Source organism: Nitrospira moscoviensis (assembly GCF_001273775.1).
GTDB lineage: Bacteria > Nitrospirota > Nitrospiria > Nitrospirales > Nitrospiraceae > Nitrospira_D > Nitrospira_D moscoviensis.
Genome location: NZ_CP011801.1, coordinates 788,688 through 815,101, shown reverse-complemented (window position 1 = coordinate 815,101; position 26,414 = coordinate 788,688). Strand labels below are relative to the sequence as shown.

Below are 26,414 nucleotides of genomic sequence, written 5' to 3'. Positions count from 1 at the left end.
CCTTACCGGAGGCTGTTGGCCTGGGACATGACCGAGACCTTCCGCAGCAGATCCAACTCGTCCAAAATCTTGCCCACGCCCAGCACGACGGACGTGAGCGGATCGTCCACGGTGATGATCGGCAGGTTCGTTTCTTCCCGGAATCGCGTGTCCATCCCTTTCAGGAGAGAGCCTCCGCCGGTCAACACGATCCCGCGGTCGATAATATCCCCCGCCAGCTCGGGCGGGGTGTTTTCCAAGGCGACTTTGATGGCATTCACGATCGTGCCGATCGGCTCCTGCAACGCCTCGCGGATTTCCGCGTCGTCCACCACCAGGGTGCGCGGGATGCCGGAAATCAGATCGCGCCCCTTGATCATCATCGTCTTCCGCTCTTCGAACGGATAGGCCGAGCCGATTTCGAACTTGATCCGCTCCGCCATGTGCTCGCCGATGAGCAGATTATATTTCTTCTTGATGTAGTTCATGATGGCTTCGTCCATCCGGTCGCCCGCCACCTTCACGGACTCGCTGTAGACGATGCCGCCCAGCGAGATCACCGCGATGTCGGTGGTGCCGCCGCCGACGTCGACCACCATGTTGCCGGACGGTTCGGTGATGGGCAGGCCGGCCCCGATGGCCGCCGCCACGGGTTCTTCGATCAGATAGACTTCGCGCGCGCCGGCCAATTCGGCCGAATCCCGCACCGCCCGCTGCTCCACCTGGGTGATGCGCGAGGGTACGCCGATGATGATGCGGGGGCGGACGAAGGCGCTGCGGTTGTGCGCCTTGCGGATGAAATGCTTGAGCATCTGCTCGGCCATCTCGAAGTCGGCGATCACGCCTTCCTTCATCGGCCGGACGGCGACGATGTTGCCGGGCGTGCGGCCCAGCATCTTTTTGGCGTCGGCGCCGACCGCCAGCACCTTTTCGCTCTTCTTTTCGACCGCGACGACGGACGGCTCGTTCAGGACGATCCCTTTTCCATGGACATAGACTAGGGTCGTGGCCGTGCCTAAATCGATCGCCAGGTCATTGGAGAACCACCCGAACACATCTCCCGCGAACCCCACGGCATCTCTCCCTTCATCTTGGCCCGGCGCTCGGCGACGGGCCCGTACGCTTCACTTCTCAATCGGAAACGGCGAGTTGGCCCGCGTCCAAGACCTGCGTCCTGGCGACTTCGTCGCCCAGCCGCCGCCCCTGCTCGTTCCCCACAATCAACAAACTTTCAAACGCCAGGATGGCGATCGATACCAGCCAACCGACATACGGCACCGCGTAGGCAATCTGCGCGGCTCCTAACGGAAGGTTGCGAATGATGGATTCGCGAAATCCGGCCGCCTCCCGCCCATCGACCCGCAGGGTCTGGAGACCGACCAGTCGCTTTCCAACACTTCGCCCGCCTGCGAATCCGTCTGCTATCAAGATGTAGGCCAAACCGGAAAGAAATCCAACCGGAGGTGCAATTTCGCCCGCGGCGACGACTATAAAAAGATCGATGAGCTTCGCAATGAACCGATTCAGGACATGGGCCTTCGGATACACCGTCCTCTCGAGCACATGCGAGGCTGGCCCTTCTCCTGTCAAGCCAACTCCTTATAATTTCGGGCCAAAGTATAACAAAACCAAACATCTTGCACAAACAAAGACCATTCTTTTTTCTCGCCCCTCCGTGGAACGATGGCGGCGCAACGTCCGATCCGTCTCCTCCCGAGCCCTCACTCCTAGTCCATCCTGATCGCCGGCACGGTCATCGGCGCGTATGCATGATCTTGCCTTCGGAACTTACGGAAAGTACAATCTCACCACACTGAGGCGGGAGAGACTCATATGATCAAGACCATGCGGAATGCGTCACACAACCATCCCTGGCTGCTCAAATCGATCATGGGCATCCTGGCCGTCGCCTTCGTCATCACGATGGGCTGGTGGGGATTCGGCGAGCAGGCCGGCAACGCGGTCGCGAGCGTCGGCGAGCTGACCGTGTCCCGAGACGAGTTCCGGCGCGCCTATGAAAACATGTACCGATTCTACAAGGAAAAGGTGCCCGGAGAGTTCAAAGACGAAACGATCAAGCAATACGTCATCGAGCAGTTGGTCGACAACCGGCTCTGGTTGATCGCCGCGAAGGATATGGGCATCACGGTGTCCGACGCCGACCTGCGCGAGATGATCGTGCAGATCCCGGAGTTCCAAAAAAACGGTGCGTTCGACACCGACCTGTATCAGCGCCTCCTCGCCGCCAACCATCTGACGCCCGCGATTTTTGAAGCGGCGCAGGCGAAGGAAATCCTGGGCAACAAGGCGCGCATGGTCGTCCGCGATTCCGTCGCCCTCACCCCGTCGGAGATCGCCGAGGGCCAAGCCTTGATGGCCAGGCCTCAGGACGGCGATCCCGCCAAAGCGGCGAGCGCGAAGGACCGCGTCCTGCAAGACATGCTCTTCCAGAAACAACAGCGCGCCTTGATGGCCTACCAGGAATCCCTCAAAGCGAGGGTGCCCATCAAGATCCACCGCGAGCTGTTGTAACGTTCACAGAATCAGCATCGCGTCGCCGTAGCTATAAAAGCGGTAGCGTTCGCGCACCGCTTCCTCATAGGCCTTGCGCACCAGATCCAGACCGGCGAGGGCGGAGACGAGCATCAGCAGCGTCGTCTTCGGCAGGTGGAAGTTCGTCATCAGCGCGTCGATGGCCTGAAACCGGAAACCGGGCGTGATAAAGAGCGTGCTGTCACCGGCCATCGGCACGACGCGACCCTGCGCCGCAGCCGCCGTTTCGAGTGCCCGCACGACGGTCGTGCCGACCGCCACGACCCGCCGGCCCGCGTGTTTCGTCCGCTCGACGGCTCTCGCCGTCTCTTCGCCGATTTCGAAGGCTTCCGCGCCCATCCGATGGTCCTCGATCCGTTCGGTCGTCACGGGTTTGAAGGTACCCGGCCCGACGTGCAGCGTGACCATCGTGCGACCGATGCCCCATCGCTCCAACTCTGCCAGCACCTCGGGTGTAAAGTGCAGCCCGGCGGTCGGCGCGGCAATCGCGCCCTCATGCTTCGCGAAGACGGTTTGATACCAACGCCGATCCTCGTCCGTGGCGGGGCGTTTGATGTACGGAGGCAGCGGCATGGAACCCTGCGCATAGAGGATGTCTCTCACGGGGATCCGGCTCTGGACTTTCACCCGAGTCCCGGCCGCATCGCGCTGCACAATCGTCGCTCGCGCGCCGGGGCCGAAGTCGAGGATCTGCCCAACCCGTAGGTTCCCTTTGGCCATCACCTCCCAGCAGTCTCCGCCGAGATCCTTGACGAACAAGATCTCTACCGGCTTGCCGGTTGGGTGTGTGATGCCGGTGATGCGTGCCGGCACGACCTTGGTGTCGTTGAGGACCAGCAAGTCGCCTGGGTGGAGCAGCGCGGGGAGATCGGCGACATGGCGATGCATCAGCGCGCCGGTGGACCGCTCGAGCACGAGCAAACGAGCCCGGTCCCGGGGTTCCACCGGCTGCGCGGCCACTAAGTTGGGATCGAAGGGGAAGTCGAAGTCGGAGAGCTGCATCAGGAGCCGGAAATAGGAACCGGAGGTGCCTTCGTCAACGACGCGTTCTGCAGGTCCGTCCCAGGGTAGTAATAACGCAGGATGGCGGAAAACGAATACCCCAGCTCGGCCAACTCTTTCGCGCCCCACTGACACAACCCGACCGCATGGCCCGCTCCGTAGCCGGCGAGCACCACCTCGGCGCCCACCGATTCGATCGTAAACTGGGTGCTCGGGACGACGGTATAGCCGACGGCCTTGCGGAGCTCTTCGCCCCGCAAGATCAATTCGCCCTTGGAATGGAGAATCCGTAGGGTGGCGACCCGCCCGGCGCGGCTAAAAGTGAGCGGCGTGATCGTCGCGATTGTGCCGACCTGAAAGCCGAGCAGCCGGAGATTTTTCTCCAACGTCTCCAGTTTGAAGGACGCTTTCCACTGGTAATAGGGCGATTCGATGTCGAACGGGCACTCGACACCTTTCAAGTACGGCAGATCCTTCGCCCAGACGACCACCGCATCCTCGGTGATCCCCGCCGCAGTCGAGGAAAAGGCCGCGTAGATCGGCGCGCCTTGGTGCGTGACGACCAATCCTCTGGTCGATTCCACGGCTTCGATCACGCGGGCATCAATCCCTTGCCTCCCTCGGTAGACCTGGTCTTGAATGCTGGCCGCGACGTCATAGTCCCGCCCCGCGCTCAGCATGTGCTGGTACAGCGCGTACGTTCTAGCCGCGACGGCTTGGACTTTGAGCATCTCAGGGTGCCAGGCGGAATTGACTTCGGCCGGCACGACGCCCTTCACATATTCTTCCAGGTCGACCTGATTGACGACCATCAGCCCTTTTCCGCGCCGAAGCAACTGGATCAGCCCGCTCACTTGCAAGGCGGACTTCTCGTCATTCAGCTGCGCCGCCGCTCCGTTGCCGTTGCCGTTCGCCCGCGGCAACAATAGCTTCAAATCCCGGTCGCCCGCCCGTAACGTGATCTGATCGCCTATCACGCGCGTGCCGTTCAGCAGCAAGGCCGGGCCGCGCACTTCGACGCGCAGCGACGACCGGAAGAAGTGCCCGCGGTCCTCGGCGTCCGTCACCCAGATGGTCTTGTCGGCGCGGATGTCCAACCGTTGAACATCCGAGGCCAGCAGGACTCGGATGGACTGAGCGGCGTCGGAAAAGTCCGGAAGACTGCACAGCAATCCGACAGCCGCGGCGAGGATGCCGCGGAAGAATGCTCGGATCGTCATCGGCGGAAGAGCCATCCTAGGAGAAAGAATAGCAGACTGAGGAGGATACTGAGGACCAGACTGGTCGCGATGGGAAAGTAAACGCTGAAATTGTCGCGCTTATAGGAGATGTCACCGGGAAGTTTCCCGATCCACCCGAACAGGCCGCCGATGCCGGGGAAGCGATCCGCCCCCATGAACAGAAGGCCGAGCACCACGATGGCGGCCCCGATCCCGACCAAGACCTTTCCAAAAGAAGTCCATTCGGGCATGGCGGATTCCTACCGGTCACTCAGCGGCTCCCGGCCGTCATTGCGCCGCAATGAGGCATTCGGCGATCTGCACCGCATTCAACGCGGCGCCCTTGCGCAGGTTGTCGGAGACGACCCACAGGTTGAGCCCGTTGGGGACCGATTCGTCTTCTCGGATCCGGCCGACATAAACCTCATCCTTTCCGGTCGCGTCCAACGGCATGGGATAGAGCTTTTTCGCCGGATCGTCGTACACGATCACGCCCGGCATGCCGGCCAAGGCCGCACGCGCCTCGTTCGCCTTCAGCGGCCGCTCCAGTTCCACATTGACCGCTTCGGAATGGCAGCGCAACACCGGCACCCGCACGGTCGTCGCCGTCAAACGCAGCGACGGAGCGCCGAGAATCTTCCTCGTCTCTCGGGCAATCTTCACTTCCTCGGAACAGTCGCCGCCCTCGTTGAACGACCCGATATGAGGCAGCAGATTGAACGCGATTTGATAGGGATAAGCCTCGACCTTCGCATCGCGGAACGCAAGCAGGTCTTTCGTCTGCGTCATCAACTCATCCATCGCGGCCGCCCCCGTTCCGGAAACCGATTGAAAGGTGGTGACGACGACGCGCTTCACGCCCACCGCATCCTGCAGGGGCTTCAGCGCCATCACGAGCGGCGTGGTCGTGCAATTCGGGATAGCCACGATCCCGCGCGGCATGGAAGCCAGCGCCCCGGCATTCACTTCCGGCACGACCAACGGCACGTCGGGCTCCATGCGAAACACGCCGCTGTCGTCGATGACCACGACGCCGGACGAGCCCAGCCGCCGGCCGTACTCGCGGCTGATGTCGTCCGTCGCGGAGATCAAGGCGATATCGACGCCGGCAAACGACGACGCGGACGTCAGTTCTTCGACCTTCCATTCCTTGTCCTGACAGGACAGCACTTCGCCGGCCGACCGCTTGGAGGCAAAGAGGCGCAGTCCGCTGAGCGGAAAGTTCCGCTCCTCCAAAATTTCCAACGTTTCTTTTCCCACGGCGCCGGTCGCGCCGAGGATGGCGACCGTATAGGCCGGCTTCTTCTTGATCATGGAGATCGTTCCTACTCCAGCGACAGTCGGCGGATGCGATGGTTAAACGTGTCCGCGACCAGCAATGCCCCTTCCCGATCGACAGCAATCCCGAAGGGATACCTCAGGCCGGCCTCCAGCGCCGATCCGCCGTCTCCTCCATAGGAGGCGGTACCGGACCCGGCCAGCCGAAAGACCAGCTTCTTGTCGGGATCCCACCAGCGGATCAGATGGCTGTCGGAATCCGTCAGAAACAAGCGGCCGTGTGCATCCACGCAAATGCCCGACGGCCGGGAAAGACTGGTTGACGGAGGTTCAGCCGCAGACTGAAAACGATACTCGCCCCCGTCGCCCACTGCCGTCGCGATGAGTCCGGTGGAAAGATCGACGGCCCTGACTCTGCCGTTGAAGGTATCCGCGATGTAGAGCATCCCTTGATGCAGCGCGAGCCCGCTCGGCCCGGCGAGGCTGGCGCTGATTGCCGGAACTCCATCGCCATCGTAGACGGCGGAGCCGGTCCCGGCAAAGGTGCCGATCAGCCCCGACGCGAAATCGACTACCCGGACTCGATTGTTGCTCTGATCGGCGATAAAGAGCCGGCCCTGACCGTCCAACGCCAGGGCAGCCGGCTCGTTGAGCCCGGCCTGGTCGGCGGGACCTCCGTCGCCCAAAAAGCGCGCCTGTCCCGTGCCTGCTACAGTCGTGATGATTCCTGTGGCCGCATCCACGCGCCGGACACGATGGTTCATCGTATCGGCAATGTACAGGGTACCGTGCTCATCGACCGCGACTGCTGTGGGAAAATTCAACTGTGCCGCACAAGCCGGTCCGCCGTCGCCGCCGAAGCGCTTCGGAACGGCCGCGCCGTTGATGAGATACCGGACCGTTCCGCTTAAATCCGCCTGCTGCGTATACTTCTGCGCGGCCGCTTGTGTCGGCTCGGCAAAGGGGTCCTCGTCGGATTCCGCCGGAGAGGCCTTTGTGTCTTGGGATCTCTGCTGCGACTGGCTGTTCCCCGACCCTGCCGTCGTCGTCATGATGCCGGTGTTTCGGTCGATCTTGCGGATGACGTGGTTCTCGGAATCGGCGATATACATGTGGCCGTGCCGGTCGACGGCGAGGCCTTTGGGCTCATTGAGCGCAGCCCGCTCGGCCGGTCCGCCGTCGCCGGCGTACCCCGGCTCACCGGTACCGGCGAGCGTGTGGATGGTCCAGGATCGCAGTGCGATCGTCATGGTCGTCACGCCATCGATCAATTGAGGTTGCGTAGAATCGCGTCGCCCATTTCCGTGGTGCCGACAATCCGGGCCCCCGGGCTTTGAATATCCTTGGTGCGATAGCCGAGGTCTAAGGTCTTCACGATAGCCTGCTCGATCGCTTCCGCTTCTTTGTCCAGTTGGAAGGCATAGGAGAGCATCATGGCGGCTGAGGCGATCGTGGCGATGGGATTCGCGATGTTCTTGCCGGCGATGTCCGGCGCGCTGCCATGGATGGGCTCGAACAGGCCCACCTTGGCTCCGATACTCGCGGACGGCAACATACCGATCGACCCGGTCAGCATCGCCGCCTCGTCGCTCAAAATATCCCCGAACATATTGTTGCAGAGCAGGACATCGAATTGCCGGGGGTTCCGGACCAGCTGCATCGCCGCGTTGTCGACATAGATATGGCTCAGCTCGACATCCGGATAGGACTTGTGCGCGTCGATGACCACCTTCCGCCACAGTTCCGAAGATTCAAGCACATTGGCCTTATCCACCGACGTGACCTTCTTACGCCGCTTGCGGGCCGCCTCGAACGCCACCTTGGCGATACGCCGCACTTCATCCGTGGTATAGACCTCCGTGTTCACGCCGCGCTCTTCGCCGTTCGGCAGCTTCTCGATGCCTTTCGGTTTGCCGAAATAAATGCCGCCGGTCAGTTCCCGGACCACGAGCACGTCGATGCCTTCGACGACCTCGCGCTTCAGTGTCGACGCGTCCACCAGATTGGCGTACACCTTGGCGGGGCGGAGGTTGGCATAGAGCCCCAACGCTTCCCGGATGCCGAGCAGCGCCCGCTCCGGCCGCAAGCTGTACTCCAACCCTTCCCATTTCGGCCCGCCGACCGCGCCGAGCAGCACCGCATCGCTCTGTTTCGCCAGGGCAAGCGTTTCCTGCGGAAGGGGGACGCCTACTTTGTCGATGGCCTGCCCGCCGATATCTCCCGGCACAAATTCAAACGTATGGTGATATTTCTGCGCCACGGCTTTGAGGATCTTCACCGCTTCCGGGACGATTTCCCGTCCGACGCCGTCTCCGGCCAACACCGCAATCTTCGCGTTCACGTCACCCCTCGCTTTCCGTCCCTACTCCAATATCGATTCATCTTCCATTCGCCAGGCCGGATCGACCAGGCAGAGAAACTCCACGTCGCCAGTTCCCGTATTCTCCAATGACTGTTTCGCCCCGGGCGGCACGTAGACCATCGAGCCGGCTGTAACCGAACAACGTTCGCCATCGATGGCGAACGTCCCCTCTCCTGCGATGAAGTAATACACCTCGGAGGACTTGAGGACGTGCCACTTGGACCGGCGGCCGGCGGCGAGTTTCCCATGGGCGAGGCTATAGCCGACCTTGGCCGCCTGCTTGTCGGGATGGAGCAGCTCCCGGAGGACCGTATGGTCCCCCGCCACAAACTCCTCACAATCCGACAGGGTTCGTGTGAGCATACCGACGCGCCAGCCAAAGCCCGTCACTCTAGCGCGGCAGGAACGGTCAAATCAAGCGAACCTTCTGCGACTCGGCCTGTTTGGAAGCCATGTACGCCAGACGATTCAGGGCGTTGAGGTAGGCTCGGGCCGCCGCCGTGATGATGTCCGTGTCGGCGCCGTGACCCGAGACCGTTCGCCCGTCTTCCTCGAGACGAACGGAGACTTCGCCCTGGGCATCGGTGCCGCCGGTGATCGCATTGACGCCGAACATCAGCAGTTTGCTCTTGGTCTTGGTCATGGCCGCGATCGTCCGATAGATCGCGTCCACCGGCCCGTCGCCGGACCCCGACTGTTTCACGGCCTGCCCGTCGATTTCCAACTCGACCGTCGCGGTCGGCACGCGGTCCGTTCCGCTTTCGACGTGGAACGACTTCAGTAGGATCCGTTCCGACATCTTGGCGAGTTCCTCGGACACGATGACTTCGAGGTCCTCTTCGTAAATCTCTTTCTTCTGGTCGGCGAGCTTCTTGAACCGTTCAAAGGCATGGTTCAATTCCTCGTCCGTCAATTGATAACCCAGCTCTTCCAACCGCTGCCGGAACGCATGCCGGCCGGAGAGCTTCCCCATGACCATCTTGCTCTCGACCAGGCCGATCGATTCCGGCCGCATGATCTCGTACGTCGTCTTGTCTTTCAGAAGACCGTCCTGATGGATGCCAGAGGTGTGGGCGAACGCATTGGCGCCCACGATCGCCTTGTTGGGCTGCACGACCATGCCGGTGATCTTGCTCACGAGGCGGCTCGTCTTGGCGATTTCTTCGGTCCGGACTTGCGTATCGGCCTGGTAGAAATCTTTTCTCGTACGAAGCCCCATGACGATTTCTTCGAGCGACGTATTGCCGGCCCGCTCGCCGATGCCGTTGATGGTGCATTCCACCTGGCCGGCCCCGTTCATCACCGCCGCCAGACTGTTCGCCACGGCCACGCCCAAGTCATTGTGACAATGGACGGAAATCACCGCCTGCTTGGCGTTGGGGACCTTGTCGCAGATGCCTTTGATCAACGCGCCGAATTCCTGCGGCACCGCATAGCCGACCGTGTCCGGGATGTTCACCGTCCCGGCGCCGGCTGCAATCACCGCTTCGATGACCTCGTAGAGATAGGCCGGGTCGGACCGGCTTGCATCCATCGGCGAGAATTCCACGTCGTCGACATAGCTCCGCGCCCGCTGTACCATCTCCACCGCCCGCCTTTTTGCTTCCTCGCGCGTCATGCGGAACTGATGCTTCAAATGGATGTCGGAGGTCGAGAGGAACGTATGGATGCGGACCTTCGGCGCGCCTTTCAAAGCTTCCCACGCGCGATCGATATCCTCCGGACGCGCACGCGCCAGGCTGCAGATGGTGGGCCCTTCGACTTCCTGGGCAATCCGCCGCACGGCTTCGAAATCGCCGGGTGAACTGTAGGCGAACCCCGCTTCGATGATATCCACTCCCAGCCGGGCCAGCTGCTTGGCGACCATGACCTTTTCTTCCACATTCATGCTGGCGCCGGGCGACTGCTCGCCGTCGCGTAAGGTCGTATCAAAGATTCTGATCATCCGCGTCATCTTTCACCTCTGCTGGTTCAAGGCTGCTCAAAACGGTCGCTCAGCAAGGCCGCAGGCGCCGAAGCCACCGCAGGCGTACCCTCCGGGTACGTTGAGGATGGCTTCACGCCGAGAACGAAGCTGACGGCCGTTTTCAGCAGCCTGTAAAAAAACAAAAGCCTCCGTCCCATCGTTCAGGGACGGAGGCTTTTGTAAAGCTCCGTGGTACCACCCTGGTTCAGTGAAGAACGGCCGTGAACCGTTCATCACCCTTCATTGGCCCGATCACGGGGGCGAGACGGAATCCCCTACTCGTCGTTCAGGGATTCGGCTCGGAGGCGAGTTCAGCGGGATATAGGCTGGTTCGCACCACCCACCAGCTCTCTCTGACTATATCGTCCGCCTACTACTCCTCGTCACAGCCGTTGTTACACCTTCGATTCCACCGGCGGCGGCTCGGCTTTTCCCACGCCCTTCTTGCCGAATGCCCGCACCGTCAACCAGAACACGCGCTCTACCGGACCCAGCAGCGCATAGCTGGCGAAGACTACGAATAACATAACTTGGGGCCAGGCCGCCACCAGCATCAGCGCCAGGATGCCCCACACCAGATAGGTGATCTGCTGCCGCCCCTTGAATTTGAGGTCCTTGAAGCTCCGGTACTTGATCGTGCTGACCATGAGGAAAGACAAGGACAGCGTGATGATCAACACCAGCATGGGCTTCACTTCCGCCCCCATCCGGACGATGTGGTGGTCGAACACCACCAGCGAGGCCACCACGCCGGCGGCGGCCGGAATAGCCAACCCGGTGAAGTACTTGCTGTCCGATGAAGCCGCCATCGAATTGAAGCGGGCCAGCCGCACGGCGCCCATGGCGACGTAGGCGAACATCACCGCCACACCGAACGTCCCTTGGCCGCTCAATGCCCAGGAATAGATCAAGAGCCCCGGCGCCACGCCGAACGACACGACATCGGAGAGCGAGTCGTATTCCAGCCCGAAGTGGCTCGTGCTGTTGGTCAAGCGGGCCGACTTGCCGTCCAGCACGTCAAAAACCATGGCGACGAGGATCGCGATGGCCGCCGCCATGTAATTGGCGTTGAACACCGACAGGATCGCAAAGACGCCGCAGAACAAGTTGCCGGTGGTGAACAGATTGGGAATCAAGTGCATGGCGGCTTTCCGCCGCTTGCTGTCTTTCCCGAACGACTGACGAAAGGCGGTCGTTTTCATCGTAACTCTCCGAGAATGGTTTCGCCCCCCTTGACTCGATCCCCCACCGCCACTCTGAGGGCCGTCCCTATCGGAAGAAACGTATCCATCCGCGAACCGAACCGGATCAACCCGTAGCGTTCGCCCCGCTGCACCCGATCGCCGGCCTTCACCCAGCAGACGATGCGCCGCGCGATCAAACCCGCCACCTGTACGCACAACACGTTCACGCCCGCCGGCGTGGTGAGCATCAACGCGTTCTGTTCGTTCTTGATGGTCGCATCCGGCCGGCTCGCCACCAAGAACAACCCCGGTTGATACTGGACGTCCTGAACGGTCCCCTCGCAGGGAACCCGATTGATGTGCACGTCGAACACGTTCAGAAAAATCGTGAGCCGGATGCTGCGATCTTTCAAGAACCGAGGCTCGAACTCTTCTTCGATCGCGATAACTTTGCCGTCACCGGGGGCCACGACCAGGTTCGGTTCCTGAGGAACGGTACGGGCCGGATTGCGGAAGAACCAGGCGACGAACAGCGTGAGCAGCGCCGCGCCCGCCGCGAGCGCCGTCCACCCGACCCACGCTGCCGACAGTGTAACGCCGGCAGCGATACCGATGAAGGGAAATCCTTCTTTGGCAAAGGGGACGCCGACGGCACGATCCGCCACTGGCGATGGTCCTCAATTCTTCGTCTTATCGACGAGCTGGTCTTTCTTGAGCCACGGCATCATCGCCCGCAGCTTGGCTCCGACCGCTTCGATGGGATGCGCTTCGCCTTTGGCCAACAAAGCATTATACACCGGCCGATTGGCTTGGTTCTCGAGCACCCATTCTTTCGCGAACTGGCCGGTCTGGATCTCGGTCAGGATCTTCTTCATTTCCTGCTTGGTCTGCTCGGTCACCACCCGCGGCCCGCGCGTGACGTCGCCGTACTTCGCCGTCGTGCTGATGGAGTACCGCATGTTGGCGATGCCGCCTTGATAAATGAGATCGACGATGAGCTTCACTTCATGCAGACACTCGAAATAGGCCATCTCGGGCGAGTAGCCGGCCTCCACCAGCGTTTCGTAGCCGGCCTGGATCAACGACGTGAGGCCGCCGCAAAGCACGGCCTGTTCGCCGAACAAGTCGGTCTCGGTTTCTTCGCGGAAGTTCGTTTCAATGACGCCGGCTCGCCCGCCGCCGATCGCACTGGCGTAGGCCAGGCCGACCTGCTTCGTATTGCCGCTGGGGTCCTGGTGAACGGCGAGGAGACAGGGCACTCCGCTGCCCTTCGTGTACTCGGACCGCACGAGATGGCCCGGCCCCTTCGGCGCCACCATGAAGACGTTGACGGAGGCCGGCGGAACGATTTGCCCGAAATGGATGTTGAAGCCATGGCCGAAGGCCAAGTAGGAACCGGGCTTGAGATTCGGCGCAATTTCCTGCCGATAGATCGCCGCCTGCGCCTCGTCCGGCGCCAGAATCATGATGACGTCCGCGGTCTTCACCGCATCCGCCACCGGCATGACTTTGAGCCCGCTCTGCTCGGCCTTTTTCCACGATGCCCCTTCCCGGAGACCGATCACGACCGAGACGCCGCTCTCTTTCATGTTGAGGGCATGCGCGTGGCCCTGGCTGCCGTAGCCGATGACCGCCACCTTTTTGTTGCGGATCTGTTGAATGTCTGCGTCCTTATCGTAATAGATGTTCATGCTGTGCTCCTTCTACGACATGTTCCTTGAGGCTAGGGCCGACGTGACGATTCGGCGGAGCTATTCGCGCGCGATCTTCTTGCCCTGCGTCACCGCCGGGCGGACCGGCTCGCGGGCCACCGCGACCCGGCCGGTGCGGATCAATTCCTTGATGCCGAGCGGCTGCAAGAGATTGATGATCGCTTCGATCTTTTTCGGGTCGCCGGTGACTTCGATGGTGTACGTCCCCGGGGTGGAATCGATGACGTTCGCCCGGAAAATGTCGACGATCCGCAGGGCCTCGGCCCGGTCCTCCGGCCTGGTGTGGACTTTGATGAGCGCCGTTTCGCGGGAGACGAATTCGGTTTCGTTCAGATCGACGACCTTGATCACGTCGATGAGCTTGTTCAACTGCTTCACGATCTGCTCGATGATCCGCTCGTCGCCGGACGTCACGATCGTCATCTGCGACATCGAGGGGTCGAGCGTCGGCGCGACGGAGAGACTCTCGATGTTGAATCCCCGCCCACTGAATAGTCCGGCCACGCGCGATAGCACGCCGAACTTGTTTTCCACCGTGACTGAAATGATGTGCTCCATGGTTGACTCGAAGAGCTTATGGCCGATGGCTTATGGCTCGTAACGAGGGTGATCGGCCCCCCCTCTCTGTCATCGGCTATACGCTATACGCTCCCGTTCCTATGCCGTTAGCACGGTATCTTTATCTTCCGGCGTGACCTTGTGGGCACCGGTCTGCTTCTTTTTCAGCTCCGGCGGATCTTCGAGAATCATTTCGTGGTTGCAGCCCCCGGCCGGGATCATCGGATAGCAGTTCTCGAATTGATACGTCGGCACATCCACGATGACCGGCCGATCGACGGCGATCGCCTCTTTCAGCACACCGTCCAGGTCGCTCACCTTGCTCGCTCGCAAACCGACGGCCCCATAAGCATCCGCCAGTTTGACGAAGTCCGGAGTCGTGTCGAGATAGCTGGAAGCATAGCGGCCCTCATAGAACAGGTCCTGCCATTGCCGAACCATGCCGTGGAACCGGTTATTCAGGATGATGATCTTCACCGGCAGCTTGCTCACGACCGCGGTGGCCATTTCCTGCATGTTCATCTGAATGCTGCCGTCGCCTGCGATGCACAGGACGAGCCGTCCTGGAAACGCCGCCTGAGCCCCCATGGCGGCCGGGAAGCCGAATCCCATCGTGCCGAGTCCTCCGGACGTGAGCCAGCGGTTCGGCTTGGCCAGCTTGAAGTACTGCGCCGCCCACATTTGATGCTGCCCCACGTCGGTGGAGACGATCGGGTCGCGGTCCTTGGTCAATTCATAGAGGCGTTTCACGACGTGCTGCGGCTTGATCGCCCCGTCCGGGTCCTGCTGATAGGTCAGGGGGTGCGCCCGTTCCCATTCGCGGATCTGGTCCCACCAGGGCTTGCGCAGATCTTTCTGCTCGCCGTTCACCGTCGCACGCAGGAGCTGGTTCAACTCACGCAACACAGTCTTGCAATCGCCGACGATCGGAATGTCGACATGGATGTTCTTGCGGATCGACGTCGGATCGATATCGACATGGATGATCTTGGCGTAGGGGCAAAACTCGGAGACCTTGCCGGTCACGCGGTCGTCGAAGCGCGCGCCGATCGCGATGACGAGATCGGAATAGTGCATCGCCATGTTGGCCTGATAGGTCCCGTGCATGCCCAGCATGCCGAGTGACAGCGGGTGTTCGCCGGGAAACGCGCCCAATCCCATCAGCGTCATATCGACGGGAATCTGCGTCATCTCGGCCAATTCCAACAACTCTTGCGAGGCGCCCGAGAAGACCACGCCGCCGCCCACGTAGAGGATCGGCTTCTTGGCCTTCATGATGGCCTCGGCCGCCTGCTTGATCTGCCACTTGTTGCCTTCGTACGTCGGGTTGTAGCCGCGGATAGAGACCGAACTGGGATAGACGAAGTCGGCCTTGTTCATCGACACGTCTTTGGGAATGTCGACCAGCACGGGGCCCGGACGTCCGGTTGTCGCGATATAAAACGCTTCTTTGATGGTCTGTGCCAGGTCATTCACATCCTTGACGAGGAAGTTGTACTTCGTGCAGGGACGGCTGAGACCGACGTTATCCGCTTCCTGGAACGCATCGTTGCCGATCAGGCTGGTCGGGACCTGCCCGCTGATGCAGACCAATGGCACGGAATCCATGTACGCGTCGGCGAGGGCTGTAATCACGTTCGTCATGCCGGGACCCGAGGTAACCAGCGCGACGCCGGCTTTGCCGGTGGCTTTCGCATAGCCCTCCGCCATGTGACCGGCCCCCTGCTCATGCCTGGTCAAAATGACTTGAATATCCTTCTGCTGGTGCAGCATATCGAAAATCTTAAGGACCACGCCGCCGGGCAGCGCGAAGAGAGTCTTGACGCCCTCGCGCCTGAGACTTTCCAGCAGGATTTCCGCTCCATTCAGCTTCATATCACTACCTCCCTCCCGGTCTACCGGTAGATACCCAGCAGAGGGAACAGTTCGACTCTCCAGGTGACACGACGCCTTCGCAGCTTACAACTTTGTGAAAATCAAGGGGAAAGGACGGCCGATCCTACCATCCTCACGGTGAAGCGTCAATAGGACCGTCCGCATTCCGAGGAAAAGTGTATAGTGCGCGGGGCGAAGACCTATAAGCCGGATTCTGTCCTGCGGCGGCTTGCGCCGCTGCATGGATGATCATTTCTCTGGGATTCGAGTTGCCCCGAACCTCAAGCGACCTACCCGAAGACTCGGCCGGGCCGGCCGTTCTGTGCCACTCTTGCGAGCGGCCAGGTGTCTTCCTATTTGGCCTTGCACCGGGCGACGCTTACCGTGCCGGCGATGTCACCACCGCCGCGGTGGGCTCTTACCCCGCCGTTTCACCCTTACCTGAGCCGCAGCGACCAGATGGGATCCCGTCGCCTTGGCCATCGGCGGTTTGTTTTCTGTGGTGCCGGTGTCGGATTGCTCCGCCTGGGAGTTACCCAGCGCCCTGCCCATGGAGTCCGGACTTTCCTCCCGATACCGGAGTATCGAGCGATCACCCGGTCTTCGCACCCGCGCAGGACTTAGTATAAGGACGACGGAGGCTCCTGACAAGAACCGGCTGCGTCAGCGTCCGGCCACAGGCGGCAACTCGGCCGGCGGCATGGGAGTCCGCTTTTGATAAATGGCCATCGCCTCGGGCATCCATTCTTTGAGCTGCTGAATCCTCGTGCCGTGCCCCGGATGGGTCGACAAAAACTCCGCCGGCCCGCCGCCCGCGGACAGTTGCTGCATCCGCTCCCATAGCTGCACCGACTCGCGCGGATCGTAGCCGGCATCCGCCGCCAACAGGATGCCGATGTAGTCGGCCTCGGATTCATGCTTCCGGCTGAACGGCAGCAGGACGCCGACTTGCGCGCCGACTCCGAGCGCTGCCATGGCGGCCTGGGACACGAGCCCTCCTCCGCCGCTCGCCCCCGCTGCCGCTCCGGCGACTTGGAGAGCGGCATTGGTCAGTTGCCCTTGGCTCATACGTTCCGCCCCGTGCCGCGCGAGGGCATGTACCACCTCATGGCCCATCACGGCGGCCAGCCCCGCTTCAGTTTTCGCCACCGGAAAGATCCCCGTATAGACCGCCATCTTGCCGCCGGGGAGCGCGAAGGCGTTGGCCGTCTTATCGTCCTTGATCACCGACACTTCCCACTGGAACTGCTGCGCCATCTCGGCATACTTCGATCGCTTCGCGGCCTCGACGATCCGGGCGGCGACACGTTTGACCGGTTCGATCTCCCGTGGATCCTGCGAGAGCTTCATTTTCGGATCGTTCTTGATCTGGTCGTACGCTTGCGCCCCCATCTGCATTTCATCCGAGACCGACGTCATGAGGAGCTGGCGCCGCCCCGTATAGGGATTGGTCTCACATCCGAAGAGCCCCGGCGCCATGACCGCCACGACGAGCGCGGCCAGCAGGCCCTTTCTCCATGCCGATGTCCGCATAGTCTCTTCCCCCCGATTCGACACGCGACAAATTGACCGATCCGAAACGATCCGGTAGATTACCGCGCCCCATCCGCATTTTCCACCGGGAGGCTCGTCACGTGGCGGCGATTGAGCGCATCGGGATCGACGAATCGGGCAAGGGGGACTACTTCGGCCCGCTGGTCATCGCGGCGGTCTTTGTCGATGCGACCACGCAGAGCGAGCTGGCGTTGATGCAGGTGCGGGACAGCAAGAAGATTTCGGACGGACGGATCTTGGAGATGGCGCCGGATATCAAGACGATCTGCCCGCACAGCGTCATCGCGATCGGCCCGCAGAAGTACAACGAGCTTTACGCGAAGATCAACAATTTGAATCGCCTCCTCGCCTGGGGCCATGCCAAGGCATTGGAGAACTTACTGGAGCGGGGCATCGCTTGCGAGCGGGCGATTTCGGACCAGTTCGGCGACGAGCGGCTCATCCTGAACGCGCTTCAGGAAAAGGGACGGAAGATCGTTCTGGAGCAGCGGACCAAAGCGGAATCGGACTTGGCCGTCGCGGCCGCCTCAATCCTGGCCCGGGCGGAGTTTTTGGTCAGACTCAAACGCTTGTCCGATGAAGTCGGCACGACGCTCCCCAAAGGCGCCTCCCCGGCCGTCGAGTTGGCGGCCCGCATGATCGTGAAGAAACACGGCCGTGAGCGGTTGGCGACCGTCGCCAAGCTGCATTTCAAAACCACGCAGGCCGTGCTGAGCGAACCCTCCCAGACGTAAGGGCCTATCCGCCGTACGCTATTTGGGCAGCTTCGGCATCGTGATTTTTAGCGGCTCGCCGGTCAGGGCCCTCAAGAACGCGATGAGATCCGCCTTTTCCTCCGCCGTCAGATTGAGCGGCTTCATCAGCGGGCTGAGATTCGGATTGGCACGCCCGCCGGTGTTCTTGAATTCGATGACCTCTTCCAGCGTCTTGAACACGCCGTCGTGCATGTAGGGCGCCGTTTCGACAATGCTGCGGAGTGTCGGTGTTTTGAACGCGCCCTTATCGTGCTCTCGGCGGGACACCAAGAAGCGACCCAAGTCCTCCTTGAGCGGCCCCGCCTGGGGCACACCGAGGTTATGGAATTGGTTGTCGGTGAAGTTCGGCCCGTTATGGCAGAGGATACAGCGGGCCTTGCCTTTGAAGAGCGCCATGCCGCGCACGGCCGCCTCGTCCATGGCCTTCTGATCGCCGAGCACGTACTTGTCGAAGGCGCTGTTCTGCGACACGATCGTCCGCTCGAAGGCCGCGATCGCTTCCGCGATATGTTGCAGGCTCGCGCCGCCGCCGAAGACCAATTGGAATTGTTTTTGATAGCCGGGAATCTTGGCGATCTTCGGCACGACCGTCTCGTGTGTCTCCGCCATCTCGATCGGATTGTGGATGGGACCGATGGCCTGCTCTTCCAACGACCCGGCGCGGCCGTCCCAGAACTGCAACGGCAGAAAGCCGGTGTTGTAGACGGTCGGCGCCTGCCGCCCGCCGGCCGTGCCGAACGCCCCGATCGAGAACTGGCGCGCATCCGCGAACCCGGTGCCGGGGTTGTGACAGAAGGCGCATGACACGGAATTGTTCTTCGATAATCTCGTGTCGAAGTACAGTTGTTTTCCCAGTTCGACCTTCTGGACGTAACTCAGATTCGTGGGTGGAGTCGGAACATACGCGGGCAAGGGTGCGATGTCCGGCACGGAGATTCCCTCCACTACCACCATGCCGTTCATGCCGTCGTCCGCATGAACCATCGGCGACATGCTCAGCAGCCCGCAGGCGACTGCGCAACAAATGCCCGGCTTTATCCATCTCACCATGAGCCCTCCCTCCTTAGACCGACTCTCCCATCTCCAGATCGGCCGGTCTGCCGCCCGCACTCGGCCCGCCTCCCGTCACCGGCTCTCCTTCCCAATAGAGCATCCGCCGGCAATAGGGACACACGTGCAGATCCTCGGATCGTTTCACCTGGGCGATCAGTTGGGGCGGGATCTGCAGGCGGCAGCCGGCGCAGATGCCGTCGCGCACCGCCGCGAGGGCCTGGTCCTTTCTCGCCGCCTTGATCTGGTTGTACCGCTCCAGCAGAGGCTTCTCGACGCCGGCGGCGGCTTCCCGCTGCTGCGCCTCCAATCCCGCCAGCTCCTCGGCCAGCGCCCGGTCCTGTTCTTCGAGCGCCGTCTTTTCCCGCGCGAACGCCGCTTCCAGCGCCTTCACCTGTTCCTGCATCTCTTTCACACGGCGTTGCAGCTGGTCGATCTGCTCCATGCAGACGAGGATCTTTTCCTCGAAATCGCCGCGCTTCTTGTTGGCCAATTCGATTTCAAACAGATGGGCTTGGTATTCCTTGTTCGTCTTGAGCTCGGAGAGCCGCGACCGCATCTTTTCCGTCTGCGCCTCGTGCGCGTCCAGATCCTTTTCATGCGAGCGCCGCTCTTTGACCAGCGCGTCCATCTGGGCGGTGGATTGCTGCAAGGCCTGCGCGGCTTCGCGCAACGGGGCTTCGGCGGCCTGCAGGCGGTCGGGGATCCTGCGGCGGAGGTCGGTGACCTCCATGATCCGGAGGTCCACCTTCTGCAATGCGACTAGGGGTGTGAGCTTCTGGTTCAACGGACTCTTTCTACGACGGCAACCCGTTCCCGAGACGAGACGTTCCCGCCTGGTGGGCCCACTAGGACTTGAACCTAGGACCAGCTGATTATGAGTCAGCCGCTCTAACCACCTGAGCTATGGGCCCGGTCAGCGAAGTTCGGCCTGCGCTGTCGTCGATTCTAGGTCGCGCGGCCACGTGAGTCAAACCCGCCCGCTAGAGGCTCTCGACGAAACTTCTCAGCTTCTTACTGCGGCTCGGATGCCGTAATTTCCGCAGGGCTTTCGCTTCGATCTGCCGGATGCGTTCGCGGGTGACCTCGAAGTCCTGGCCGACTTCCTCCAGCGTATGGTCCGTGGCCTCGCCGATGCCGAACCGTTTGCGGAGGACTTTTTCTTCGCGCGGCGTGAGCGTCTCCAACGCGCTGTTGATCTGCCGCTGCAAATCGTACCGGATCGCGGCCTCCAGCGGAGAAATGGCCTTCTTGTCTTCGATGAAGTCGCCCAGGTGGCTGTCTTCCTCCTCGCCGATCGGCGTTTCGAGCGAGATCGGCTCGCGGGCGATCTTCAGAATCTTCCGGACTTTGTCCAACGGCAGATCCATCCGCTCGGCGATTTCCTCCGGCAGCGGCTCGCGGCCGAGCTTCTGCACCAAATGCCGGGACGTCCTGATCAACTTGTTGATGGTTTCGATCATATGGACCGGGATGCGGATCGTCCGCGCCTGGTCGGCGATCGCCCGGGTGATGGCTTGGCGGATCCACCAGGTGGCGTACGTGCTGAATTTATACCCGCGCTTGTACTCGAACTTGTCGACGGCCTTCATCAAGCCGATGTTGCCTTCCTGGATCAAATCGAGAAACTGGAGCCCGCGGTTCGTATATTTTTTGGCGATGCTGACGACGAGGCGCAAGTTCGCCTCGACCAGCTCAGCCTTGCCGCGCTTGACCTTTTCCTCGGCCACGTCGAGATGCTTGACGGCATCCTTGATCTCCTCCGCCGGGACGAGCGCTTCCTCGGTCTCCAGCTGGCGGATCTTCGCCTTGGCGGCCAGATAGACCTTTTTGATTTCCTGCAGAGCCTCTTCGGAGACGCCGGTCTTGCGCTTGACGGCCAAAAAATCCTGCCGCGTCCGGCACATTTTTTTGAGCAACTCGGCGCCCGCCTCGCCCGGCACCCCGATCTTCCGCTGGCAGCTGATCACTTCGCGTTCGGCCGCCCGGATCTGGACGTTCAGATCGCGGACCCGCTGCACCATCCGGTCTTTGAGTACGCCGTGCAGATTCACCGATTCGATCTTGTCCACGACCTGCTGGCGGACGAGTTCGAACTGCTTCTTGAACTTCTTCTGCTTTACCGGGTCGCTGCCGACATGCTTGCCCTTCTCGGCCAACGCTTTGAGCGCCAGCGACACTTTGCGGACGGCGTTGAGCGCGTCGAGCGTCTTGACGCGCAGCTCTTCATAGTCGCGCTCGACCGGCTGCTGATCCTCCTCGAAGTCCTCCTCCGTCTCCTGCACCGGCACGATTTCACGGACGTCGATCTTCTGATTTTTCAATTGGTCGCGGAGCGCCAGGACGAACTCGATCGTCATCGGCATGCTATAGATGACGGCGGCGATGTCCTTCTTGCCTTCTTCGATCCGCTTGGCGATTTCGATCTCGCCTTCGCGGCTCAGCAGCGCGACGCTGCCCATTTCTTTGAGATACAGGCGGACCGGATCGTCGGTGCGGCTCAGTGCGCCGGGGGTCAGATCGATGGCCTTTTCATTCTCGTCGTCGGCGTCGACGTCGGCCTCGTCGCCGTCGTCGCCGGCATCGCCGTTCTCGGACCGCTTGGACGTCCGCTCGCCGTCCGGCGCATCCACGATTTCGATGTCCATTTCTCCGAACATCGTCATGATGCTGCCGAACTGGTCCGAGGACACCACTTCCGCCGGCAAGGTGTTGTTCAACTCGTCATAGGTCAGGAATCCCTTTTCCTTCCCGATCGAAATCAGCTTCTTCACCTCACCGAGCAACTCTTGTTTCGGCATAACTACTCCTTCACCAATGAAACGACACCGGCGGTCGGCGTGCCGGCTTTCCGCATCCGCAATTCGTTCACTTGGACGTTGAGCTGGCGCGCGTCGTCCCAACGTCCCTCGCGTTCGGCGACTTTGAGCCGGGCGATCAGCTCGCGCAGCACCTGCTCCGCCCCCTTCAGATCGAGACGGTCGAAGCAGGCCTTGATATGCGCGGCGACATCGTCGAAATGTTCCTCGCGCAGCGACAGCTCGGTCGCGAGGGCGCCGCAGTCCGGATCGTCGACCGCGACATCGAGCAGCGCCCGGACGCCGACGCGTCCGTCCCGCTCCACATTGGCGAGCGCCAGTTCGACCAATTTCCGGCAGGCCGCCACGGTAAAGGCATCGGGACGCAGCCGGCGCACATCGGCCGCCGTGAGTTTGCCCTGGAGCAGCAACAGCGCCAAATCCCGTTCCTCGGGCGATCCCTTGAAAAGCGGCACAGCCGCGGGAGGACGCGGCGCGACAGGCTGGTGGCCGCTGTCCCGCTTCGTTCCGGACAGCAGGGCCGGATACCGCTCGATCAGCCGCTGCTGGCTGATGCCGAGCCGCTCCGCCACGACACGGAGCCGCTCTTCGCGTTCGATCGGATGTTCGCTTTTTTGCAGGATGCGCAAGATCTCGTCCACGCTCCGGATGCGCCCTTCCAACGAACCGGCCGCCGCCTGCTTCACACTGTGCTCGAGGGCGTAGTCCAGCAAACTGGGCGCACCCGCTTCCAGACCGGCGAAGGCCTCCGGCCCCGCTTTTCGGATGAACGTATCGGGGTCGTCCCCCGCCGGCAGCGTGATCACCTTCACGCCGAGCCCGCTGTTCACGAACAAATCCAGTCCTCTCAGGGCCGCGCGGACACCCGCCGCATCGGGATCGAACAAGAGGACGACGTGACTGGCGAAGCGCCGGATCGTATGGATGTGTTCGGGCGTCAGCGCCGTCCCGAGGGTCGCCACCGTATGAGTCAATCCGGCCTGATGGAGGGCGATCGCGTCGAAATAACCTTCGACCACGACCACGGTTTTGGTTCGGCCGATCGCTTCCCGGGCCTGATCGAAGGCGAACAACGTTTGGCCTTTCTTAAACAATGGCGTGTCCGGCGAATTGAGATATTTGGGCAGACCGTCACCGAGCACTCGGCCGCCGAAGCCGACCACACGTTTGCGAAGATCCGTGATCGTAAACATGACGCGGCCGCGGAATTTGTCGAAATAGCCGCTGCCGCTTTCCCGGGCGGTAATCAGGCCGGCGACGAGCAGTTCCTGCTGCGTGAACCCCTGCTGGGTAAGCGCCTTGAGCAACGCATCCCATTCGGCGGGCGCAACGCCGATCCCGAACCGACTGATGGTCTCCGGTTCAATCCCGCGGCCGGCCAAATAGTCACGGGCCCCGCCCCCGGCACGGTCGTCCAGAAGATTCCGCTGAAACCAGGCCGCGGCCGCCTGATTCAGCTGTTCCAGCCGATTCGCATGCGCCGACTGTTTGGCATGGGTCGAGGACTCCGGGACTTCGACACCGACCTTCCGGCCGAGGTCTCGAACCACTTCAGGAAAACTGGCGCCGGTGATGCGGGTCAGGAAGGTGAACACGTTGCCGCCTGCGCCGCACCCGAAACAGTGAAAAATCTGCCGCGAGGGACTGACCGTAAAGGAGGGACTTTTTTCGTGGTGGAAGGGGCACAAGCCCTTGAGATTCTGCCCGGCCTTGGTTAAGGCGACGTGGTGCCCGACGATATCGGCGATATCAACCCGGTCTCTAATCTGGCTGATGATATCGTCCGCAATCAAGCCTCGGCCCACGAGAGTCGTAGCTCCTGTATACCCACCGAACACGACCGGGCGGGTCGGTTGCTAAGTATTGGGAAAATTGACCGTTCAGGGTAACAGACCTTTTCGAAGCCTGTCAAACACGAGGGAATCCCTTAGCCGGGATCACACGACCATCGCTAGCCGGGCGGCCAGCCAAGATGCCGCCCCCCCAACACATGAAAATGGAGGTGCGCCACCGTCTGCCCTCCGTCGCGACCGGTGTTCGCCACCAGGCGGAAGCCTCGCTCGGAAAGCCCCTTGTCCCGGGCTACCCGGTTGCAGGTCAGCAATAAGCGCCCCAGCAAAGCCTGATCGGACTCTTGGAGCTCATGGACCGAATCGACATGCCGCTTCGGAATAATCAACGAATGGACCGGCGCCTGGGGGTTAATATCGTCGAACGCGAGGGTGTGCTCGTCCTGATAGATGACCTTCGCCGGGATATGGCCCTGCACGATGCGGCAGAAGATACAGTCGTTCACGGCGTCCTCCTGTTCACTTCACCCTTGTCCGTTCTGAGCCCCGCCTTGCCGAACCGCTTGCCCAATTCCTCGTAGACGTCCCGCAACGGCACGTCGTGATAGCCCAAAACCATGAGGGTGTGGAACAACAAATCGGCGACTTCGTACACGATCTCGTCCTTCTTGCCGCCCTTGGACGCCAGCAGGACTTCACCGGCTTCTTCCGCTACTTTTTTCAGGATTTTGTCGTGGCCGCCTTCGAAAAGCTTGGCGGTGTAGGAACCGGCTTGCGGCTGCGCGCGCCGCCGGTGAATCGTCCGGAGCACGGCTTCCAGGATGCCGCCCCACGCTTCGTCGGTCTTCTCTCGTTCGGCCTCCCCCGGCCCGTCCACTTTCGAAAAAAAACAGGCGCGTGCTCCGGTGTGGCAGGTGGGTCCCACGGGCTGCGCTTTGACGAGAATCGTGTCGCGATCGCAATCCACGAACAGTTCCTTGACGTGCAGCTTGTGACCCGAGGTCTCGCCTTTTTCCCACAGCGTCTGCCGGGAGCGGCTCCAAAAGTGAACGGACTTGGTCGTCCGCGTCTTGGCGAGAGCTTCCTCGTTCATGTAGCCCACCATGAGGACCGTTCCGTCCAGCCAATCCTGCACCACGGCCGGGAGCAGCCCCTGCGCGTCGAACTTCAATCCGTTGCCCATCGTTTCGCCCATCGAATCACGCCGCCGCTGCTGTCGATTCCAGCCGGACGGGAATGCCTCGCTCGCGGAGATAGGCCTTGGCCTGAGGAATCGTATAGGTGCGAAAGTGGAAAATCGAGGCGGCCAAGACGGCATCCGCCCTTCCCGTGGCAAACCCGTCATACAGATGTTCCAGCGTCCCGGCTCCGCCGCTCGCAATGACCGGCACCGAGACGGCCCCGGATACCGCCGCCGTAAGCCCCAAATCGTAGCCGCTTTGCCGGCCGTCTTGATCCATACTGGTCAGGAGAATTTCTCCCGCCCCGTACGCTTCCATCTGCTTGGCCCAGGCAATCGCGTCCAGGCCCGTGCCGCGCCGACCGCCGTGGGTAAACACTTCCCATCGCCCGGGGGACGCGCTCCGTTTGGCATCGATCGCCACGACGATGCACTGCGTGCCGAACCGCTGAGCCGCTTCCTTCACGAACTCGGGCCGCTGCACGGCGGCGGTGTTGATGCTCACCTTGTCGGCGCCGGCATTGAGCAACGCGCGGATGTCATCGAGGGACCGCACGCCCCCGCCCACCGTCACCGGCATGAACACGCGCGCGGCGGTCTGTTCCACCACATCGATGATCGTCTTCCGGTTCTCGTGCGAGGCCGTGATATCGAGGAAGCACAGTTCGTCCGCCCCTTCGCGGTCATAGACGGCCGCGACTTCAACCGGATCGCCGGCATCGCGCAGATTCACGAAGCTGACCCCTTTGACGACCCGGCCGTCCTTGACGTCCAAGCAGGGGATGATGCGTTTCGTCAGCATGGTACCCCGTGACGTGTGACGAGTGATGCGTGACGCGGAGCCGGTCTTCCACTCATACCTTCAGGGCCTCGACTGCCGCTCGATAGTCCAGCTTGCCGTCGTAGAGCGCTTTGCCGACGATGGCGCCTTCGATGCGAGGGCCCAGGGAGCGTATGGCGAGCACGTCTTCGACGCGGGTGATCCCGCCGGATGCGATCACCGGAAAAGGCGAACGTTCGACGACTTCTTGCAATGCCGGGAGATTCGGTCCGCCCAGCATGCCGTCTCGCGCGATGTCGGTATAGATGACCGCGCCGATCGCCAACCCGGACACTTCCTTCAAAAAATCGATGGCTCTCGTTTCCGACACCGCCGTCCAGCCCTTCACCGCCACCTTGCCGTCACGCGCGTCGAGGCCGAGCAGAATGCGGCCCGGGAATTCCCGGCAGGCTTGCTCCAGAAACGCTCGATCCGTCAGCGCCGCCGTGCCGAGCACCACCCGCGACACGCCGGCATGGAGATACCGTCGAACAGTCCCGATCGTTCTGATCCCTCCGCCCACCTGCACCTTGACGCGCACGCTGTTCATCACGGCTTCGATCTGCGGCAGGTTGCGCGGCTCGCCCTCCACCGCCCCGTTCAAGTCCACCACATGGATGAGAGCGGCGCCGCGCTCCTGCCACGTTCGTGCGACCGCCGGCACATCGTCGGAATAGACCGTCTCGGCCGCCATGTCGCCTTGCCGCAGGCGGACGCAGCGCCCGTCCTTCAGATCGATGGCTGGGATCACAAGCAC

At 61.8% G+C, this 26,414-nt stretch carries 26 protein-coding genes, 1 tRNA gene, 1 other RNA gene and 1 other annotated feature; of the genes, 2 read left to right on the top strand and 26 right to left on the bottom strand.

The genetic code is table 11. From position 1 onward, the window contains the following. Positions 1 to 2 precede the first annotated feature (2 nt). Positions 3 to 1,052: a rod shape-determining protein gene (locus NITMOv2_RS03995; protein ID WP_053378659.1), complete on the bottom strand. Its 1,050-nt coding sequence runs from the start codon at positions 1,050 to 1,052 to the stop codon at positions 3 to 5. A gap of 58 nt (positions 1,053 to 1,110) precedes the next feature. After that, positions 1,111 to 1,569: an RDD family protein gene (locus NITMOv2_RS03990; RefSeq protein WP_083447728.1), complete on the bottom strand. Its 459-nt coding sequence runs from the start codon at positions 1,567 to 1,569 to the stop codon at positions 1,111 to 1,113. 243 nt (positions 1,570 to 1,812) lie between these two features. Here NITMOv2_RS03990 and NITMOv2_RS03985 point away from each other — a divergent pair, with 243 nt between their 5' ends. Continuing rightward, complete coding sequence (locus NITMOv2_RS03985; RefSeq protein WP_053378657.1) at positions 1,813 to 2,511, top strand: SurA N-terminal domain-containing protein; 699 nt, start codon at positions 1,813 to 1,815, stop codon at positions 2,509 to 2,511. A 3-nt stretch (positions 2,512 to 2,514) separates the two neighbouring features. Here NITMOv2_RS03985 and queA read toward each other — a convergent pair whose 3' ends face one another. The 15 genes from queA to NITMOv2_RS03915 all read right to left on the bottom strand — a co-directional run bounded on the left by queA (position 2,515) and on the right by NITMOv2_RS03915 (position 17,222). Then, complete coding sequence (gene queA / locus NITMOv2_RS03980; RefSeq protein ID WP_053378656.1) at positions 2,515 to 3,534, bottom strand: tRNA preQ1(34) S-adenosylmethionine ribosyltransferase-isomerase QueA; 1,020 nt, start codon at positions 3,532 to 3,534, stop codon at positions 2,515 to 2,517. Continuing rightward, positions 3,534 to 4,754 (bottom strand): SpoIID/LytB domain-containing protein, encoded by a 1,221-nt coding sequence (locus tag NITMOv2_RS03975; protein ID WP_053378655.1) that lies wholly within the window; start codon positions 4,752 to 4,754, stop codon positions 3,534 to 3,536. The genes queA and NITMOv2_RS03975 overlap by 1 nt, the downstream gene beginning before the upstream one ends. Then, a complete protein-coding gene (locus tag NITMOv2_RS03970) occupies positions 4,751 to 5,005 on the bottom strand; it encodes a DUF2905 domain-containing protein (RefSeq protein ID WP_053378654.1) in 255 nt (84 codons plus the stop codon). Before NITMOv2_RS03970 ends, NITMOv2_RS03975 begins: the two co-directional genes overlap by 4 nt. Positions 5,006 to 5,042: 37 nt before the next feature. After that, on the bottom strand, positions 5,043 to 6,068 hold the full coding sequence (locus tag NITMOv2_RS03965) for an aspartate-semialdehyde dehydrogenase (RefSeq protein ID WP_053378653.1): 1,026 nt from the start codon (positions 6,066 to 6,068) through the stop codon (positions 5,043 to 5,045). A gap of 11 nt (positions 6,069 to 6,079) precedes the next feature. Continuing rightward, the gene (locus NITMOv2_RS23765; RefSeq protein ID WP_187299356.1) at positions 6,080 to 7,282 is read right to left on the bottom strand and encodes an NHL domain-containing protein; all 1,203 of its coding nucleotides are present in this window, start codon (positions 7,280 to 7,282) and stop codon (positions 6,080 to 6,082) included. A gap of 17 nt (positions 7,283 to 7,299) precedes the next feature. Beyond that, positions 7,300 to 8,373, bottom strand: coding sequence for a 3-isopropylmalate dehydrogenase (gene leuB / locus NITMOv2_RS03955; RefSeq protein ID WP_053378651.1), 1,074 nt, complete (start codon positions 8,371 to 8,373; stop codon positions 7,300 to 7,302). Positions 8,374 to 8,394: 21 nt separating this feature from the next. Beyond that, on the bottom strand, positions 8,395 to 8,757 hold the full coding sequence (locus tag NITMOv2_RS03950; RefSeq protein ID WP_053378650.1) for a cupin domain-containing protein: 363 nt from the start codon (positions 8,755 to 8,757) through the stop codon (positions 8,395 to 8,397). A 46-nt stretch (positions 8,758 to 8,803) separates the two neighbouring features. Beyond that, positions 8,804 to 10,348, bottom strand: a complete 1,545-nt coding sequence (locus tag NITMOv2_RS03945) for a 2-isopropylmalate synthase (protein ID WP_053378649.1) — start codon at positions 10,346 to 10,348, stop codon at positions 8,804 to 8,806. A gap of 172 nt (positions 10,349 to 10,520) precedes the next feature. Then, positions 10,521 to 10,756: a binding site (T-box leader), on the bottom strand. After that, positions 10,756 to 11,562, bottom strand: coding sequence for a CDP-diacylglycerol--serine O-phosphatidyltransferase (gene pssA, locus NITMOv2_RS03940; RefSeq protein WP_053378648.1), 807 nt, complete (start codon positions 11,560 to 11,562; stop codon positions 10,756 to 10,758). It overlaps the preceding feature by 1 nt. Further along, positions 11,559 to 12,209 (bottom strand): phosphatidylserine decarboxylase family protein, encoded by a 651-nt coding sequence (locus tag NITMOv2_RS03935; RefSeq protein WP_053378647.1) that lies wholly within the window; start codon positions 12,207 to 12,209, stop codon positions 11,559 to 11,561. The genes pssA and NITMOv2_RS03935 overlap by 4 nt, the downstream gene beginning before the upstream one ends. Positions 12,210 to 12,221: 12 nt before the next feature. Next, positions 12,222 to 13,235: a ketol-acid reductoisomerase gene (ilvC, locus tag NITMOv2_RS03930; protein ID WP_053378646.1), complete on the bottom strand. Its 1,014-nt coding sequence runs from the start codon at positions 13,233 to 13,235 to the stop codon at positions 12,222 to 12,224. A 60-nt stretch (positions 13,236 to 13,295) separates the two neighbouring features. Continuing rightward, positions 13,296 to 13,814 (bottom strand): acetolactate synthase small subunit, encoded by a 519-nt coding sequence (gene ilvN / locus NITMOv2_RS03925; RefSeq protein ID WP_053378645.1) that lies wholly within the window; start codon positions 13,812 to 13,814, stop codon positions 13,296 to 13,298. Positions 13,815 to 13,913: 99 nt separating this feature from the next. After that, complete coding sequence (gene ilvB, locus NITMOv2_RS03920) at positions 13,914 to 15,689, bottom strand: biosynthetic-type acetolactate synthase large subunit (protein ID WP_053378644.1); 1,776 nt, start codon at positions 15,687 to 15,689, stop codon at positions 13,914 to 13,916. 187 nt (positions 15,690 to 15,876) lie between these two features. After that, positions 15,877 to 16,297, bottom strand: an RNA gene (rnpB, locus tag NITMOv2_RS22310) — RNase P RNA component class A. Positions 16,298 to 16,352: 55 nt separating this feature from the next. Continuing rightward, positions 16,353 to 17,222 (bottom strand): M48 family metallopeptidase, encoded by an 870-nt coding sequence (locus NITMOv2_RS03915; protein WP_053378643.1) that lies wholly within the window; start codon positions 17,220 to 17,222, stop codon positions 16,353 to 16,355. 101 nt (positions 17,223 to 17,323) lie between these two features. On the opposite strand from NITMOv2_RS03915, the gene rnhC reads away from it, so the two are divergent. Continuing rightward, the gene (gene rnhC / locus NITMOv2_RS03910) at positions 17,324 to 17,977 is read left to right on the top strand and encodes a ribonuclease HIII (protein WP_238590454.1); all 654 of its coding nucleotides are present in this window, start codon (positions 17,324 to 17,326) and stop codon (positions 17,975 to 17,977) included. A gap of 18 nt (positions 17,978 to 17,995) precedes the next feature. Here the strand turns inward: rnhC and NITMOv2_RS03905 are convergent, their stop codons facing one another. The 9 genes from NITMOv2_RS03905 to hisA all read right to left on the bottom strand — a co-directional run bounded on the left by NITMOv2_RS03905 (position 17,996) and on the right by hisA (position 26,414). After that, positions 17,996 to 19,048 carry a cytochrome-c peroxidase gene (locus tag NITMOv2_RS03905; protein ID WP_083447726.1) on the bottom strand — a complete coding sequence of 351 codons (1,053 nt, stop codon included), beginning with the start codon at positions 19,046 to 19,048 and terminating at the stop codon, positions 17,996 to 17,998. A 13-nt stretch (positions 19,049 to 19,061) separates the two neighbouring features. Continuing rightward, entirely contained in the window at positions 19,062 to 19,796 is a 735-nt protein-coding gene (locus NITMOv2_RS24595; protein ID WP_420799889.1) for a zinc ribbon domain-containing protein, read from the bottom strand. An 89-nt stretch (positions 19,797 to 19,885) separates the two neighbouring features. Further along, a tRNA-Ile gene (locus tag NITMOv2_RS03895) sits at positions 19,886 to 19,962 on the bottom strand. A 69-nt stretch (positions 19,963 to 20,031) separates the two neighbouring features. Beyond that, on the bottom strand, positions 20,032 to 21,849 hold the full coding sequence (rpoD, locus tag NITMOv2_RS03890) for an RNA polymerase sigma factor RpoD (protein WP_053378641.1): 1,818 nt from the start codon (positions 21,847 to 21,849) through the stop codon (positions 20,032 to 20,034). Positions 21,850 to 21,851: 2 nt separating this feature from the next. After that, on the bottom strand, positions 21,852 to 23,672 hold the full coding sequence (dnaG, locus tag NITMOv2_RS03885; protein ID WP_053378640.1) for a DNA primase: 1,821 nt from the start codon (positions 23,670 to 23,672) through the stop codon (positions 21,852 to 21,854). A 146-nt stretch (positions 23,673 to 23,818) separates the two neighbouring features. Further along, the gene (locus NITMOv2_RS03880; RefSeq protein WP_053378639.1) at positions 23,819 to 24,163 is read right to left on the bottom strand and encodes a histidine triad nucleotide-binding protein; all 345 of its coding nucleotides are present in this window, start codon (positions 24,161 to 24,163) and stop codon (positions 23,819 to 23,821) included. Next, positions 24,160 to 24,852, bottom strand: a complete 693-nt coding sequence (hisIE, locus tag NITMOv2_RS03875; RefSeq protein ID WP_083447724.1) for a bifunctional phosphoribosyl-AMP cyclohydrolase/phosphoribosyl-ATP diphosphatase HisIE — start codon at positions 24,850 to 24,852, stop codon at positions 24,160 to 24,162. The genes NITMOv2_RS03880 and hisIE overlap by 4 nt, the downstream gene beginning before the upstream one ends. A gap of 4 nt (positions 24,853 to 24,856) precedes the next feature. Beyond that, positions 24,857 to 25,639, bottom strand: coding sequence for an imidazole glycerol phosphate synthase subunit HisF (hisF, locus tag NITMOv2_RS03870; protein ID WP_053378638.1), 783 nt, complete (start codon positions 25,637 to 25,639; stop codon positions 24,857 to 24,859). Between the two features lie 52 nt (positions 25,640 to 25,691). Beyond that, positions 25,692 to 26,414, bottom strand: coding sequence for a 1-(5-phosphoribosyl)-5-[(5-phosphoribosylamino)methylideneamino]imidazole-4-carboxamide isomerase (hisA, locus tag NITMOv2_RS03865; RefSeq protein WP_053378637.1), 723 nt, complete (start codon positions 26,412 to 26,414; stop codon positions 25,692 to 25,694).

Coding starts and splice junctions, on each gene's coding strand:
- rpoD (WP_053378641.1), bottom strand. CDS start 21,849: ATGCCGAAACAAGAGTTGCTCGGTGAGGTGAAGAAGCTGATTTCGATC.
- NITMOv2_RS03965 (WP_053378653.1), bottom strand. CDS start 6,068: ATGATCAAGAAGAAGCCGGCCTATACGGTCGCCATCCTCGGCGCGACC.
- hisIE (WP_083447724.1), bottom strand. CDS start 24,852: ATGGGCGAAACGATGGGCAACGGATTGAAGTTCGACGCGCAGGGGCTG.
- ilvC (WP_053378646.1), bottom strand. CDS start 13,235: ATGAACATCTATTACGATAAGGACGCAGACATTCAACAGATCCGCAAC.
- NITMOv2_RS03975 (WP_053378655.1), bottom strand. CDS start 4,754: ATGACGATCCGAGCATTCTTCCGCGGCATCCTCGCCGCGGCTGTCGGA.
- NITMOv2_RS03970 (WP_053378654.1), bottom strand. CDS start 5,005: ATGCCCGAATGGACTTCTTTTGGAAAGGTCTTGGTCGGGATCGGGGCC.
- ilvB (WP_053378644.1), bottom strand. CDS start 15,689: ATGAAGCTGAATGGAGCGGAAATCCTGCTGGAAAGTCTCAGGCGCGAG.
- pssA (WP_053378648.1), bottom strand. CDS start 11,562: ATGAAAACGACCGCCTTTCGTCAGTCGTTCGGGAAAGACAGCAAGCGG.
- NITMOv2_RS03950 (WP_053378650.1), bottom strand. CDS start 8,757: ATGCTCACACGAACCCTGTCGGATTGTGAGGAGTTTGTGGCGGGGGAC.
- ilvN (WP_053378645.1), bottom strand. CDS start 13,814: ATGGAGCACATCATTTCAGTCACGGTGGAAAACAAGTTCGGCGTGCTA.
- NITMOv2_RS03945 (WP_053378649.1), bottom strand. CDS start 10,348: ATGACGCGGATGATCAGAATCTTTGATACGACCTTACGCGACGGCGAG.
- hisF (WP_053378638.1), bottom strand. CDS start 25,639: ATGCTGACGAAACGCATCATCCCCTGCTTGGACGTCAAGGACGGCCGG.
- NITMOv2_RS23765 (WP_187299356.1), bottom strand. CDS start 7,282: ATGACGATCGCACTGCGATCCTGGACCATCCACACGCTCGCCGGTACC.
- queA (WP_053378656.1), bottom strand. CDS start 3,534: ATGCAGCTCTCCGACTTCGACTTCCCCTTCGATCCCAACTTAGTGGCC.
- NITMOv2_RS03905 (WP_083447726.1), bottom strand. CDS start 19,048: ATGGTGAGATGGATAAAGCCGGGCATTTGTTGCGCAGTCGCCTGCGGG.
- NITMOv2_RS03915 (WP_053378643.1), bottom strand. CDS start 17,222: ATGCGGACATCGGCATGGAGAAAGGGCCTGCTGGCCGCGCTCGTCGTG.
- NITMOv2_RS03985 (WP_053378657.1), top strand. CDS start 1,813: ATGATCAAGACCATGCGGAATGCGTCACACAACCATCCCTGGCTGCTC.